This window comes from Acididesulfobacillus acetoxydans (genome assembly GCF_902729405.1).
In the GTDB taxonomy this organism is placed as follows: Bacteria; Bacillota; Desulfitobacteriia; order Desulfitobacteriales; family Desulfitobacteriaceae; genus Acididesulfobacillus; species Acididesulfobacillus acetoxydans.
The window spans coordinates 1217553-1231733 of the sequence record NZ_LR746496.1 but is presented as its reverse complement, the minus strand read 5'-3'; the positions used below and the strand labels follow the sequence as shown (position 1 = coordinate 1231733).

The following is a 14181-nucleotide window of genomic DNA, read 5'->3' as shown; positions in this document are numbered from 1 at the left end:
GGCTCGCCAGTCTGTCGGTGGCCTCACCCCAGCCCGAGCCCTCCGCACGCCGGGCTAATCAATCAATTTCCTGCCGTAGCGGCGCAAAAGCAAAGAATTTGTGACCACCGAGACCGAGGAAAAAGCCATGGCCAACCCCGCCCATTCCGGGGGCAAGAGCCTGCCGGTCAAGGGATAGAGCACACCCGCCGCCACCGGAATCCCAATCGTGTTATAGATAAGCGCCCAAAAAAGGTTCTGCTTAATTTTATTCAAGGTCTTCCTACCCAGACGGATGGCCCGCTCAACATCCAACAGATCGTTGCGCACGAGGATCACATCCCCGGTTTCTTTAGCCACATCCGTGCCGGAACCGATGGCGATACCGATGTCAGCCTGGGCCAAAGCCGGGGCGTCATTGATCCCGTCTCCGACCATGGCCACTTTCAGACCTTGATCCTGGTATTTCTTGACGATTTGGATCTTGTCCTGGGGCAGGATTTCGGCCACCACCTCGTCCATACCCACTTCCCGGGCGACGACCTGAGCGACTTTTTGGTTGTCACCCGTGACCATAAAGGTCTTCAGTCCCAAAGCCTGCAAGCGTCGGATCGCCGTCTGACTGCTCTCTTTCAGTACATCCGCCAGAGCCATGATCCCGATCCCCCGGCCGGCCAAGGCGACATACATCGTGGTCTTGCCTTGCTGCGCCAGACGCACAAAATCTTCTTCGAGGGGAAGAACATCAATGCGGTGGTTCTCCATAAGCTTCCGATTGCCGATCAAGAGGAGCTGTCCCCGGTAGGAGCAAGTGATACCCTGACCGCTTTCTTCATGATAGTTCCCCACCTGTTCAAGCTCGATCCCTTCCCGCCGGGCCCTGGCCGCTACCGCCTGAGCCAGAGGATGAACGGACGGATTTTCCCCGGCCGCGGCAATCAGCAAAAGCTCCCGGCTGCCGAGGCCGTCAGCGGGAACAATATCGGTAACCTCCGGCCTCCCTTTGGTCAAAGTTCCGGTCTTGTCAAAGCCAATGGCCTGAAGACCCGATATACGTTCCAAAACGGCGGCGGATTTGAAGAGAATACCGCGGTTCAGACCCACTCCGCTGCCCACCATGATGGCGGTCGGTGTCGCCAGCCCCAGAGCGCAGGGACAAGCGATGACTAAAACAGCGATGGCCGCAGTGAAAGCAAAGACAAAGGACTGATGGATAAGCAGATACCAGATTAGGAAGGTGATGATCGCCAGGGAAACCACAGTCGGGACAAAATAATTGGAAATCGTATCCGCCAGCCGCTGAATCGGCGGTTTAACCCCCTGGGCCTCCTCCACCATTCTTACAATTCCTGCCAGAACCGTGTCTTGGCCGGTCTTGGCGATACGAACCTTAATCTGACCGGACTGGTTAATCGTCGCCCCGACCACCGTCTCTCCCGGTCCCCTTTCCACCGGCAGGGATTCTCCGGTTAGCATGGACTCGTCTACACTGCTTTGACCTTCCACGATTTCTCCGTCCAACGGTATTTTCTCACCCGGTTTGACCACGACCAGGTCGCCGACCCGCAGTTCGGAAGCGGCAATTTCTTTCTCTTCCCCATTGAGCCAAAGGCGGGCACGATCGGCCTGAAGTTCCAGCAGGCGTTTGAGCGCCTGCCCGGCGCGACCCTTCGCCTTAGCCTCCAGATACTTCCCGAAGCGAACGAAGGTAATCAGTACGGCCGAAGCGTCAAAGAACGTCGGCCCGGAGAAAAACACCTGCGGAAAAGCGGTCAGTACACTATAGCCGTAAGCAGCCGTGATGCCCATAGCGACCAGGACATCCATGTTGGCCGATCGGTTCTTCAGGGCATGGTAAGCGCCCCGGTAAAATGTCCAGCCGGCCGTGAACTGGACAACTGTCGCCATGACAAAGGCCGTGTAGGTGACAGCCGGGGTCATGGGCAAAAACCACATCATCGGCATCAAGGGCAGGGAAAGGATTGCGCTGAAAATGAGCCAGTTCCGCTGCCTGATCGCCGTCCGGTCTTCCTCCGCCTCCTCTTTGTTCTCCAGGGGAATGTAACCGGCATCCCGTACCCGCTCAAAAATGTCCGCCCGGCTGAGTTGACCCGGGTCATATTCAACCGTGACCGTTTCATTGGCAAAATTGACCGCCGCTTGGCGCACGCCCGCCGTGCCTTTCAATTTCTTCTCGATCGTCAAAGCACAGTTGGCACAGGTCATCCCGCTCACCTTAAATTGTTCTTTTCCGCCCGCACCCTCTTCGCCCCGGGCCCCATAACCGAGATCCTTGATTTTGTTCAGGATCTCTTCTTCCGAGATGAGCGCGGGGTCCAGTTCTAACGTGAGCTTTTCCGAAGCGAAATTGACGGCAGCTGACTTCACCCCCGGCATTTTGCCTACCCCTTTTTCAATGGTTAAGGCACAGTTGGCGCAGGTCATCCCGCTCACTTTAAACTGTTTCTTGGTCTCACGGGCCGCCGCAGACGGATCTTGCCCCCCGAGAACCCCCGGCAGGATCAGGGCCGGAGCGGGTTGCGCTTGCGCCGGCTCTTGGCCGGGGCTTTCCGCGCCCCCAAGCCCAGCCCTTCCCTTTGCCGATCCCGCCGCCGGTCCCTCGGCAGGCCCCGTTTCCGGCCCCTTGGTCGGCCCCGCTGCCGATCCCTCGCTCGACCCCGCCTCAGCCGCCTCTGCCGGTTGCCCGGTTTCCGTTTCTTCCTCCTCCGGGAGAGGACTGACTGAATAGCCGGCCGCCGCAATTGCCTTGGCTGCCTCTTCCGGGTTCACCCGACCGGGCTCATAGGTAAAATTGGCCTTCTTTCCCGCCAAAGAAACCTCCACATTGTTCACACCCGGCAGGTCAGCCAACGCTTTGGTCACGCGCCGCACACAATGCTCACACATCATCCCGTAGACCGGAATCTCGGTATCTATAGGACTAAGACTGTGCGTAATTTTTTCCGCCGGCTCCGACATGCTCCTCACCTCCTTAATCCTTCCAGGTCCTTCCTCAATGTTTTCTTTATCATACCCCAAAACTTTATCTTGATTTCTTGACGCTTTTCTCTGTTTCTCCTAATGCTTTTCTCTATTTCTCCTAGCTAGTGCTTGTCTCCATTTCTCTTAAGCTTTTCTCTTTTCATAAGCGCTTTCTTCTTGCCACATTACCCCTTCTTTACGCCTTTCTCCCTGCTCTTCTCTGAACCTTCTCTTCTTGCCTGTCTCAACCCTTCCCCCGCTTCTCAACCTTCTCTCCCCGTATGTCTCAACCCTTTCCCGCGTCTTTCAGCTTGTCTACTTTATAAGCCTGAATATCGTCTTCAAGACCTCATCCACGACCTCGTCATCACCGGAGCGCAGTTGTTCCTTAACACAAGACTTCATGTGCTTTTCCAGCAGTAATTTGGCAACCCCGTGCAAAGCCGCCTGGGCCGAGGCAATTTGATTAAGAACATCATCACAGTAGACGTGCCGCTCAATCATACCCCTGATTCCGCGCACCTGGCCCTCGATCCGGTTCATGCGATTCACCAGTTCCCGGATCGTCCTCTCATCATGGTGACTCCTGCGTTCACCGTCCCCTTCGCCCTCATGGCAGACCGGGCAGGAACCCTCCGGCTCATCCAAGTTTGTTCACCACCTTTGCTGTTTATAGTATACCCCCCTAGGCTACTTGTCAACTCTTCTTTTACCTTCAATGACGCATGCCTGAAAAAATCATTGATCCTTTGGCTGGCCCAGGTTTAGCCCGCCGGGCTGTCTCCCCCCGGCAAACGGCCGCCCGCGCTGCCTCAGCCTTAAAACTCGGCCGACTTAACCGTCCTCGGGAATGAGATGACATCGCGAATGTTCGACATGCCGGTTAAGTACATGATGACCCGCTCAAAGCCCAGACCATACCCGGCATGCTTCGTCCCGCCGTACCGGCGTAAGTCAAGATACCAGCCATAATCCTCTTGCTTAAGCCCCAGTTCCGCCATCCTCTGTTCCAGGACATCGAGCCTTTCTTCCCTTTGGCTGCCCCCGATGATTTCCCCAATCCCCGGCACCAGCAGATCCATCGCCGCCACTGTTTGCCGGTCGTCATTCAGCCTCATGTAGAAAGCCTTTATCGCAGCGGGGTAATCCGTGACGAAGAGAGGCTTTTTGAACACTTGCTCGGTCAAATATCTTTCGTGTTCAGTCTGCAGATCGCGCCCCCACTCTATGGGATACTCAAACTTGTTCCCCGATTTCCGCAAGATCTCGATGGCTTCGCTATAAGTGAGGTGGCCGAAGTCGGACTTGACCACATTTTCCAGCCTGGCAAAGAGGTCTTTGTCCACAAACTGATTGAAAAAAGCCATTTCCTCCGGCGCGTTCTCCATAACATAGTTAATGATAAATTTCAGCATCTCTTCAGCCAGTTTCATATTGTCCGCGAGATCGGCAAAAGCGATCTCTGGTTCAATCATCCAGAATTCGGCCGCATGCCGGGCCGTATTGGAATTTTCCGCCCGGAAAGTGGGCCCGAATGTATAGACTTTGTTAAACGCCAGGCAATAGCTCTCCACTTCCAGTTGTCCGCTGACCGTCAGGTTAGTCTCCTTGCCGAAAAAGTCTGCGCGGAAGTCGACCCGGCCCGACTCATCCCGCGGAAGCTGATTTAAGTCCAGGGTGGTAACCCTGAACATCTCCCCCGCGCCTTCAGCGTCACTTCCGGTAATAATCGGGGTATGGACATAGACAAAGCCTCTTTCTTGAAAAAACTTGTGGATAGCATAGGCGATGACTGATCTGACCCTGAATACGGCGGCAAAGGTATTGGTCCGCGGGCGCAGGTGGGCAATCGTCCGCAGATATTCAAACGTGTGCCTTTTCTTCTGCAAGGGATATTCCGGCGAACAGAAGCTGATTATTTCAATCTTCTCCGCCTTGAGCTCAAACGGCTGTTTGGCCCCGGGCGACTCAACCAGCTGCCCTTCCACGGTGATAGGTGAGCTCAGCGAGATCTTGGCAACTTGAGCAAAGTTGGCTAGCTCTTCGCCAAAGACTACCTGAAGATTGGCAAAAAACGTCCCGTCATTCAGTTCTATGAAACCGAAAGCCTTTGAAGTCCGAATTGTCCGTACCCAGCCGTTGACTTGCACAGGCTGCCCTAAATAAGCGGGGGCGTGGCGAAAGATTTCTTTGATATCAACCTTTTCCATACAAATGACTCCTTTTCTTCTTTCTTCGGCAGACAGACACCGCTCCACCGGTGGCGGTAAACCAAGACCTGTGAACCCAGACCTATTGTAATATACCGGGACACCTTTCTCAACCAAGCCTAATCCCGGCACACGCTGAGGTCGGAAAGATCCCGCTCCACCTCCCCGCTCCCTACCGTACCCGGCCCCCTCCCCGGCCCCCGGTCCCTTCCGGACTCGGCCTCCGCCCAATCTCCTTCGTGCCCGCCTTCCGCTCGGCTGCTCCCGCGGCCATGAGGCTCTTTTTCTCAACACCCTTCTCCTTCGCACCCTCCCGGACGCACGTTTCCCCGGCCACGACCCTGCCGCACTACCCTGCCTTCTCAGACACCCGGGTTGCTTTTGTTCCCTTGCCTTAACGGGGAGGCACCTGATAGCCCAGAAAATGATAAATTCCGTTCATGACCAGAATCAGAGTTTTGACCGGGCTGAAAATCGGCCAATTGAGAGCGTAGGAGAGGGCCGTGAACAGGGCCCAGAGAAAAATAAAACCGTACACCCCAAGATCACGCCACCACCTCTTGCGCCACATGGGCGGCACCTGGATCAGCGCCATTAAAGCAAATCCAACCAAAACCGCTGCGACCGCCATTCCTAACCCAGACCTCCTTTCGCTCGTCCCCGCGCTCCCCTCTCCCGCCGGGCAGTGCCCCCGGTCTCACCGGTCGGGCTTGGGCCCGTGTCCGTTCCAAGTCTCTGCTTCAAACTATACGGGTGCGGCAGCCAAGCTTTCCCCGGCGGCACGTTTGCCTTCACCCGCTGCATTCCTTCCTTTTCCACCAAGATTTTCTGGGCTTCTTTAGCCTTGTCCTGTGCCTTCACCCGCTGCATTCCTTCCTTTTCTGCTTGGCAGTCCGCCCGCTGCGCCTCTGCGCGCCCTCTCCCCGGCTTCGTACGCTCCTAAGTTATCCCAAAGCAACGGCCCGCACACTCCTTTTTACGCACACACGCTCCCGCGGGCTTCCGGGCACCCCGGACCTGCCGCATCTGAACTGTAATCACGACCCCCGCTGCCGGCCCGCAGAACCTCCACCCCTTCCGGAGGCACGGCGCCGCCTTTTGCATAGGGAAATGACATAGAGCAGAAAGGGTATCCCCACTTCGAAAGTCGGCAGGGCGAAATGCGGCCAAATGGAGCGGCCGTAGTGGCTCATTTGCCAAATGTTATCCACCCCGGCGTAAGCCGTAATGCTGATGAGGACGATGAGCGGCGGCAGCAAGGAGCCTCGGTTCTGCAGGCGAAAAATATCTCCCAAAAGCACCAGACCGGCGTAGAGCCATAAAGCGACCTTGAGACTGACCGCCGTGACCCAGACCGTCATGATCAGGGCGTCATACCCGCGCACACTGCCGCCAAAAGTGGCGATACGGGCCAGTTCGAGGGTCGGAAACTCATAAAAGGACGGCAACTTGGCCCCCATGGTCGCGAGAATGATCAGAATGAGAAACTCGAAAGCCAAGGTATTGATGATAACCGTTGAGAGGAGTGTTCGACGGTTAATGTGGCGGACTTCCGGGATGAAGAACAGGACCAGGATGATTTGGGTAAACCAGCCGACCGGATCGACCACACCCGTCCAAACGGGGTCCAGCCCATGCTCCAAGGGCGGCAAGAGGTGGTCAAAGTTGAAATGATTATAGTTGGCCAAAGCCAGCACGACGAAGGTCAAAAACATGGGAGGCATGACAAAGGCATTGAAACGGGCCAGGGTCTCCAAACCCAGATAAACCCCATACCCGGCCAGGGCCGTCAAGAGAAAAACCAAAAGCAGCATAGGCGTATCCGGCATAAAAGCGGTGCGGATCATCGCCCCGCCCGGATCGACAATCGTCAGCACCGTAATGAAGAAAAACCCCACATAGGCGAGGGCCACCCCTGTGCCCAGCGGTTTGCCCAAAAGGTCGGTAAAAAGCGCCAGAGCTCCGGCCCGGGGGCAGCGTTGGCAAAGGCTTCCGATCAGCCAGACGGCCGGCAGGCCGAGAACAGCACTGAGCGGAAGGACCAGATAAGCGTCCCGACCCGAATTGGCCAAAAGGCTGGAGGGGACATAGATCAAACCGGTGGCCAGCACGCTCACGACGATGAGCCCCACCAGCTGGCGCTCTGAGATTCTGCCCGATTCCACCTCAGACCCCTCCTTCTTTTTTCAAGTAGCGAAGAATAAGCGGGAAGAGGAGAATGGGGATAATGCCCTCATAGGTTCCCAGAGCCAAGAAAGGGGCCAGGTAGCGTGTGACATACTCCAGTTCTTTAACACTGTCCATAGAGGTTAGGCTCAAGACCTGAAAGAGAAGACCCCCCGGCAAAATCAGGCTTTTCATGTTTCTAACCCGAAATATGTGGCAGATCTCATGCAACCCGTAGTAGAGGAGAAAGGAAAGTTTGGTAGCCACCCCCATCACCCAGAGCGTCATGATCAGGACATCAAGCCCCCTCAGACTCTCCCGGGAAAAGAGGGAACGCCCCACCTGCAGGATGGGAAATGTATAGAACTGGCCAAGGCCCCAACCTAAGGAAATCTGGATGGTGACAATGTTCAGGGTCATCAAACACCCCGCGCCAAGAGTGACAAAAAAGAGAAAAAACGGCGTTCCCTGCTCCCCGGGACTAAGATCCGGGATGAGGAAGACAATGACCACAAGTTCGCCCAGCCAGGATAAAGGGGCAAAGGCTCCCGCGATAACGCAGCCTATTCCGGATTGCAAAGGGTGCCACAAATTTGTCCACTCGGGATGAGACAGAGCGGCCAGGAAAAGAAGAATAAAGGAAAGCAGAAAAAAAGGAAAGACCAGGATATTGAAACGGGAAACAGCTTCCATGCCGAGCAAAGCCCCATACATGGAAACAAGAGTCAAGCCCGCCGTGATCACATCCAGTGGGGTGTCGGGCAGAAAAGAGATTCTGACCAGTTCGCTGCCCTCCCGGATGACCAGAATATAGCTGAAAAAGATAAAGAGGGTGAAGACCAAACCGGTAATCGTACCCGGACCCCTGCCGAGAAGACGCCGGAAGCGTTCGGTAACCCGGAGGCGGGGCTGCCAGGAGACGAGTTTAACAATGAAAAAAGTGAGACCGACTCCCAGGAAAGTCGCCAGCAGAGAGGACAGCCAAGCTCCCCTGCGGGCCAGTTCTAAGGGGGCTCCCGGAATCATAAGCACGTCCGTGCTCAAAACAAAGGGAAGGAGCAGCCCCATCACCTGACGTTTGGACAGTTTTCCGGGTTGCATGCACTCACTCCTTGAAGCCGGGGTATTTGCTCATCACGCCGGAATGGCGGAAATGGCAGTTGACCGTGATTTCAACCGGTAACTGGGCGTAAACCTCCGGCCAGCGGCCTTTGTCTTTCTCCCAAAGCGCTAAGTGGTAAGCGTGTACCTTTTCGGCCAAGTTGAAGACGTCCGCTTGATCTGCCTGCAGATGGGCAAAAAGCAGGCTGAAACGTTGACTCAAAGTTTGATCCAGTCTGTTTTCCAAGGCCCGGATAGCCGCCGGGCTATTCAAGGGTGAAGGAATATCCTCCGTCACGCTGAAATTGCAATTCACCTCGACCCCGACGCCCAGATCCGGAGTTGAGAGAATACGGAATTCCGCCGGGGCGCTGCTAAGGCTGACGCCCAGCACGGGAGCACCGGGGAGAGCGCTGACGGGAAAAGAAAAACGCGTCCCCTGAAAACCGTATTTCAACCAAGCGTAGGCTTCGCCGTCGGAGTCATCAAGGTAACCCTTGAGCTTATCCCCCTGAAAAATCGCGTTCGGCTGCAATCTCAGCTGCTCCATTTGGTAACCGGGAGGCGCCGTCTGATTCTTCACGGCGGCCGCACTCACCAGGATTTGCGCACCGCTGTCCTCATGGTAATGCAGCAGAAACTGAAAGAGCGTGGGGATGTCCACTTGATGGGCGCGCACCGTCTCCGCTAAACCCATGGAAGGATACTTGGCGACAAGGTTCGTGGTGGTCAGCAGTTCCTGCCCCGTCCCGCCCCTGGCAATAACGACCCAAGCGGCTTCCTGACTCCATTGGCTGCGGGCGAAAAGGTCCAGGTACGGCATGATACCCTCCCGGGCCAGGCTTTCTCCGATAAAGAAAACCTGATTGTGCCCGCCGTAAATAAAACGGGGAACCCGTCGCGTGATCTTCTGCAGGGCCTCTTGCACAGAATCCCCCTTAGCCGCAACAAGAGAAAAAGGAGGCTGCTCACTCCCTCCTGACCCACTTGGGGAGGACGCGGTCGAGATGGCCGCTTCCGGCCGGATCCCCTGGATAGTGAGCCGGACTTGGTCCCCCACTTTGTCCAAACCGACCCCGAGCACGATCAACTGATCCGTCAATTCGTGCCCGCTCCAGCAGCCCGGTATGAGCAGCAGAACACACAGCAATATCACCGGTAAAACACGGTGCCCTCTGAGAAAGCGCATAAGTCCGTATATTTCTCCTCTCCGCGATTACTTTTCCCAAGATCCTCTTCACGATTACTTTTCCCAAGGTCCTCTTCATGATTACCTTCCCAAGGTCCTCTTCATGATTACCTTCCCAAGGTCCTCTTCATGATTACTTTTCCCAAGGTCCTCTTCATGATTACCTTCCCAAGATCCACGTCCTCCCGGGCGAGCCCCGGACACCCTCCGGGTTCACTCCGTCGTCGGCGGGAACACAAACGATTCCCCTGAAAACCGGGAGCCGCCCGCTCAATGCCTGCCCCGGCGCTGGGCCTTGATCTTCTGTTGTTTGCTCCCAATGACAGGCCAGGGTGCCCGCACGAACACGTCCTGCCATTCCCTCCAATGTAAGGTAGCCACCGGAGCAAAATAAGGAACACCCAGGCTGTCCAGAGAACAGGCATGGAGGAGAATGGCGCTGGCCCCGAGCAGAAAGCCGTAAAGGCCGAGAACAGAAGAGAACAAGACGAGCGCATAAGAAAAGATGCGCACCGTGGAGCGCAAATCCTCCGTGGGTATGGCAAAGGTGGAAATCGCAGTCAAGGCGAGAACGATGACCATGATCGGGGAAATGATGCCGGCTGACACGGCGGCTTCACCCAGGACCAGAGCGCCGACAATGCCGATGGCCGGCCCGATGCTGCGCGGGAGCCGCAGAGCCGCCTCCCGGAAAATATCCAAAGCGATGAGCATGATCAGGATCTCCACCACCGTGGGCACGGGGACATTTTCCCGGGCCGCGGACAGGGAGAAAAGAAAACGCAAAGGCAGCATGTCGGGCTGAAAAACGGTGAAAGCCAAATAGAGGGCGGGCAAAGCAGCCGCAAGAATGTAAGCCAGGTAACGAATCCAGCGGATAATAGTGCCCACGAAAAAGCTCTGAAAATAATCGTCCGGGGATTGAAAAAAGTGCCAGAAAGTCGTCGGTAAGAGCAAGGCAAAAGGGCTGCCCTCGACCAAAACCGCACCGCGTCCTTCCAGCATGGCCGCAATCACTTTGTCCGGGCGTTCGGTCGACTGGACCAAGGGAAAAGGAGTGTAGCTGTTTCGGGCCAGGAATTCCGTCAGAAAGCCGGATTCCTGCACACTGGGGAGCTTAATGCCACTCAGACGCTTACGGATCTCCGCCAGAAGAGCGGGCTGAATCTCTCCTTCCAAGTAGGCCAAGGCAACATCGGTATGGGATTTTTCCCCCAACTTGAGGAGGTTAATCTTGAGGTCGGGATTTTTCATGCGGGCGCGAATGATCGCCAAATTGGGACTCAAAGCTTCTGTGAAGGCTTCCTGGGGGCCGCGGATGACCGGTTCCGTTTCGGAACGCTCGATGCCACGGTGCTCCACTTGCGCCGTTGCCGCGGGAAACGTCTCCGCCACCCCGTCCAGAAGAATCAGCGTACTGCCGCCGCTGAGAGCAACCAACGCGTCCGGCCAGCCGGTAAAAGTCTTTTCCGGCAGGAAAGGCAGCCTGTCACGGATGGCCTCAGGGAAAAAACCCCGTTCCGGCCTCATCTCTAAACGGTAAAGGGCGGGCAGGACAGTCTGACTGAGGAAATTCTGGTCGGTTGAGAGAATAGAATAGACGAGCATACCCGGAATGTCGGCCGCGGTCCGGAAAGGACGGAAAACAAAGTCATCACAACCCTGCAGCATTTGGTGCAGGTAAAGGAGATTTTCCTCCAAAGAAGGCGTGATCGCCTTCGGCAACGGAGCTGTTTGAGACATGCGAATTCCTCTTTCCCGTGTTCTCTGGCGGGCGACGCTGGGCAGGAGCCTGCGGATCTCACCTCACCCTCAGGTCCGTTGCTTCCGCCTCTGTGCTAACTGTTACCACCCCCAGGTGGCGGGTATCGTTCCGGCACATAGGTCCCCCTCCCCTGCCGGTAGGTCCCACTCCCGTAGTGTAAGGAAAATTCCGCGAATCTATGCATGAGTATATTCACTCACTCTCGCCTGCTCTTCCCGCCGAGGCCCTCACACCATTCCGCGGCTTCCGCACCCTGCCCAAATCTCTAACCAGGGTTTCACACCTGCAGTGAACTCGTTCAACTAAAGTTGAACATCAAGACTTCGGTGACGAAAGTCTCCAGTGGAGAGTTTCGCCGAAGCAGCGGGAACCACTCTCACTTGCAGAAGTGGGAGTCTCACGGTTGGACCAACGCTGGGAACACTCAAAAAAAAGAGCGCGGTATTCCTTCGGGAATATCCTTCGCCCTTTATGCTATCCTGAAAATCAGCCGTTCACTGAATTCAACCTTCGTCGTTCCCAGACTCCATAAGTCTTTTTTCGCCCTTGATTCCCTGCAGCAGCTGAATGCCTGGGTAACCTCCATCGTCCCTAAATACTCACCCCGCTCATTGCTCACGGCAAAATAACGGATGTAGACGTACTTCTCCCCTATCCTGAGCCAGAAATCTTCGTAATTCTTTTTCCTCAGCGTCAGATCCCCGACGATCCCGTTAACGATATGCACGCTGGCCGGCGGATGACAGTTCTGCACCGAACGGCCCAGAATCGTTTTGGGCCGCGCAAAAATCCGTTCTATGCCCTGTTTAACAAAACATATTTGACCGTACCCTCTTTATCGACGAATGTGATATCCGCAGGCAGGGTGTTCTATTGTAACGGATCTCTCAAGGGGTGACGGTTGAGCAAGAAACCGATCCCCCAAAAAGCGAGTATGGCCGCACCCCCGACCATGAGCCAGGTCCAGAGTTCCTTCGACACTCCCAGAAAGACGAGGGCCGTACCGACATAATAGGGGATGATCGAAACGGCCGCAGTCCAAAAATAAGGCCAAACTTTAATCGAAGGCAGTCCCCCTGCCACGTAATTGACGACGAATGCCGGAATCGGCAGCAGACGAGCTATCAGCAGGCCGGCGGTACCCTTGCGTTTGACCCAATTATCAACCATCTTGAAATTTTCCTCAGTGACAAACCTGGCAATGAACATGCGTCCGTAATAGCGGGCGATGGCAAAAATAAGCAGGGCGCTGACACAGGATCCGAACCAGGCGACAAAAGTCCCCAAATAGACCCCGTAGATTTTGAGAAAGAGCAGGACAATTCCTTCCGACGGTATAGGAGTGAGACAAACCGCGGCCATCAAGAGAACGGCCAGCACGATACCTAAAGGGCCCAGGCTCTGAATCATCGTTGAAATTTGGTTAGTACGGTCGAAATAGAAAAAAGCGACAATCAAAATGACGAAAATTCCTAAAGCTACGGGTACCCAGACATATCTCTCCATTTGTATCTGCCCGAGAGGCCCGTGCGATTTTATCTTTGACATATCTGCACCTGTCTTCTTCAGAAGTCGGAGGGTCGCATTCCCATTATTTCCCGAGTCTGCCGCTCAGCGCGGCACGGAAACCCACTCCCTTAACTTATCCAATTATATACACTCTTATGATATATACTATGCAACTGAACTGCCTATAGCTTACCTTTTTTCCTTGCGCGAATCAAGAACCCCGCTCGGCTTCCTGCTTTGGAGACCCGGGCATGTGCAGAAACTGCCCGTGCACATTTTCAATTCTTTTCCACCACAAAATCCTCACGTTTTTCTCAGCCATTTCTTAGGTTAGGTTTATTATGATACGGACAGTGCCAAGATCAAATTTTGTAAGGAGTGATTTCAGAATGAAGAAGGTTGTCAAACCCGTCCTGACCTTGCTAACCGTTGGGGCCTTGCTTGCCTCTGCCGTACCCGTCCTGGCTGATAACGGCCCCAGCCCAATCACGCCCCCGGCTCCTGCCGGGACGCTCCACAGCGTCCGCATCACCGGGATGAACAGCCTGAAGGAGCTAAGATCCCAAGACCAACAAATGCGCGAACAGATTAAGGCACTGCGGCAAAACCTCAAAGAAAACCACGCCAATGTGGGACTTAACTGGGCAAGTCAAAAAGAGATTAACCAGGCCATCAAGAGCGATTTTCAGCAACTGAAGGCCGACCGGCAAGCCAAAAATGCCGGCGCGGTACAACAAGATTTCACGAAACTCCAGGGTGACCTCAATAATCGCCTTCAAGCCGACCAAGCGAGGGTGAACATTCTTACGGCCGTCAAGAACAACGACAGTAATCTGATTCAGGCCCGTGCTCAGGAAAAGCAGGTGGCGTCACAAATTAAGACGGTCCGCCAGGACATTCGAGCCAAAATAAACACAGACCGCCAAAATAAGAATAAGTCAGCCCTTCAAGCGGCCAGGGCGGATATGGCAGCCGTAAAGTCAGCGAATCAGACTGTTAAAGGTATTTCTTTAAAGGCGGATCAGCAGCAGATCAAAACCGACGTCCAAGCCGGAAACGCGGACGCCGTAGCCCGGGACCTGTCCGGACTAACCGGTGACATGCAAAATAGGGTGAAGGCTCAACAGTCCGTGCTTACAGCCCTGCAAAAAGTCGACTCTGATCTGTAAATAACCGTTCCCGTTTCATATTTCCGCATATCATATAACTTGGGAGGGGCTTACTCAATTTTTATGAGTAAGTCCCTCTATTTTTGAGTAAGTCCCTCTGTTTGTCCGTTC

The 14181-nt window shown here is 55.1% G+C and carries 11 protein-coding genes and 1 pseudogene; 1 reads left to right on the top strand and 11 read right to left on the bottom strand.

Annotated features, from left to right (window positions below):
• Positions 1 to 54 precede the first annotated feature (54 nt).
• The 11 genes and pseudogenes from MNU25_RS05470 to MNU25_RS05420 all read right to left on the bottom strand — a co-directional run bounded on the left by MNU25_RS05470 (position 55) and on the right by MNU25_RS05420 (position 12898).
• Entirely contained in the window at positions 55 to 2958 is a 2904-nt protein-coding gene (locus MNU25_RS05470) for a heavy metal translocating P-type ATPase (protein WP_240984146.1), read from the bottom strand.
• A gap of 318 nt (positions 2959 to 3276) precedes the next feature.
• Positions 3277 to 3609 (bottom strand): metal-sensitive transcriptional regulator, encoded by a 333-nt coding sequence (locus tag MNU25_RS05465; RefSeq protein ID WP_277350660.1) that lies wholly within the window; start codon positions 3607 to 3609, stop codon positions 3277 to 3279.
• A gap of 170 nt (positions 3610 to 3779) precedes the next feature.
• Complete coding sequence (gene asnS, locus MNU25_RS05460) at positions 3780 to 5171, bottom strand: asparagine--tRNA ligase (protein ID WP_240984145.1); 1392 nt, start codon at positions 5169 to 5171, stop codon at positions 3780 to 3782.
• 394 nt (positions 5172 to 5565) lie between these two features.
• Positions 5566 to 5802, bottom strand: a complete 237-nt coding sequence (locus tag MNU25_RS05455) for a hypothetical protein (protein WP_240984144.1) — start codon at positions 5800 to 5802, stop codon at positions 5566 to 5568.
• A gap of 2 nt (positions 5803 to 5804) precedes the next feature.
• Positions 5805 to 6041 carry a hypothetical protein gene (locus tag MNU25_RS05450; protein WP_240984143.1) on the bottom strand — a complete coding sequence of 79 codons (237 nt, stop codon included), beginning with the start codon at positions 6039 to 6041 and terminating at the stop codon, positions 5805 to 5807.
• 167 nt (positions 6042 to 6208) lie between these two features.
• Positions 6209 to 7336, bottom strand: coding sequence for a GerAB/ArcD/ProY family transporter (locus MNU25_RS05445; RefSeq protein WP_240984142.1), 1128 nt, complete (start codon positions 7334 to 7336; stop codon positions 6209 to 6211).
• Between the two features lies 1 nt (position 7337).
• The gene (locus tag MNU25_RS05440) at positions 7338 to 8438 is read right to left on the bottom strand and encodes a GerAB/ArcD/ProY family transporter (RefSeq protein ID WP_240984141.1); all 1101 of its coding nucleotides are present in this window, start codon (positions 8436 to 8438) and stop codon (positions 7338 to 7340) included.
• A 4-nt stretch (positions 8439 to 8442) separates the two neighbouring features.
• Positions 8443 to 9627, bottom strand: a complete 1185-nt coding sequence (locus MNU25_RS05435) for a Ger(x)C family spore germination protein (protein ID WP_240984140.1) — start codon at positions 9625 to 9627, stop codon at positions 8443 to 8445.
• A 270-nt stretch (positions 9628 to 9897) separates the two neighbouring features.
• Positions 9898 to 11370, bottom strand: coding sequence for a spore germination protein (locus MNU25_RS05430; RefSeq protein ID WP_240984139.1), 1473 nt, complete (start codon positions 11368 to 11370; stop codon positions 9898 to 9900).
• 525 nt (positions 11371 to 11895) lie between these two features.
• Positions 11896 to 12262: pseudogene (locus MNU25_RS05425) on the bottom strand (PAS domain-containing protein); the annotation flags it as partial.
• Positions 12263 to 12898, bottom strand: coding sequence for a TVP38/TMEM64 family protein (locus tag MNU25_RS05420; protein ID WP_240986737.1), 636 nt, complete (start codon positions 12896 to 12898; stop codon positions 12263 to 12265).
• 392 nt (positions 12899 to 13290) lie between these two features.
• Between MNU25_RS05420 and MNU25_RS05415 the strand changes: the two genes are divergently transcribed.
• A complete protein-coding gene (locus MNU25_RS05415) occupies positions 13291 to 14070 on the top strand; it encodes a hypothetical protein (RefSeq protein WP_240984138.1) in 780 nt (259 codons plus the stop codon).
• The last annotated feature ends 111 nt before the right edge of the window (positions 14071 to 14181 follow it).

Coding starts and splice junctions, on each gene's coding strand:
- MNU25_RS05470 (WP_240984146.1), bottom strand. CDS start 2,958: ATGTCGGAGCCGGCGGAAAAAATTACGCACAGTCTTAGTCCTATAGAT.
- asnS (WP_240984145.1), bottom strand. CDS start 5,171: ATGGAAAAGGTTGATATCAAAGAAATCTTTCGCCACGCCCCCGCTTAT.
- MNU25_RS05455 (WP_240984144.1), bottom strand. CDS start 5,802: ATGGCGGTCGCAGCGGTTTTGGTTGGATTTGCTTTAATGGCGCTGATC.
- MNU25_RS05450 (WP_240984143.1), bottom strand. CDS start 6,041: ATGCAGCGGGTGAAGGCACAGGACAAGGCTAAAGAAGCCCAGAAAATC.
- MNU25_RS05440 (WP_240984141.1), bottom strand. CDS start 8,438: ATGCAACCCGGAAAACTGTCCAAACGTCAGGTGATGGGGCTGCTCCTT.
- MNU25_RS05435 (WP_240984140.1), bottom strand. CDS start 9,627: ATGCGCTTTCTCAGAGGGCACCGTGTTTTACCGGTGATATTGCTGTGT.
- MNU25_RS05430 (WP_240984139.1), bottom strand. CDS start 11,370: ATGTCTCAAACAGCTCCGTTGCCGAAGGCGATCACGCCTTCTTTGGAG.
- MNU25_RS05420 (WP_240986737.1), bottom strand. CDS start 12,898: ATGGAGAGATATGTCTGGGTACCCGTAGCTTTAGGAATTTTCGTCATT.
- MNU25_RS05415 (WP_240984138.1), top strand. CDS start 13,291: ATGAAGAAGGTTGTCAAACCCGTCCTGACCTTGCTAACCGTTGGGGCC.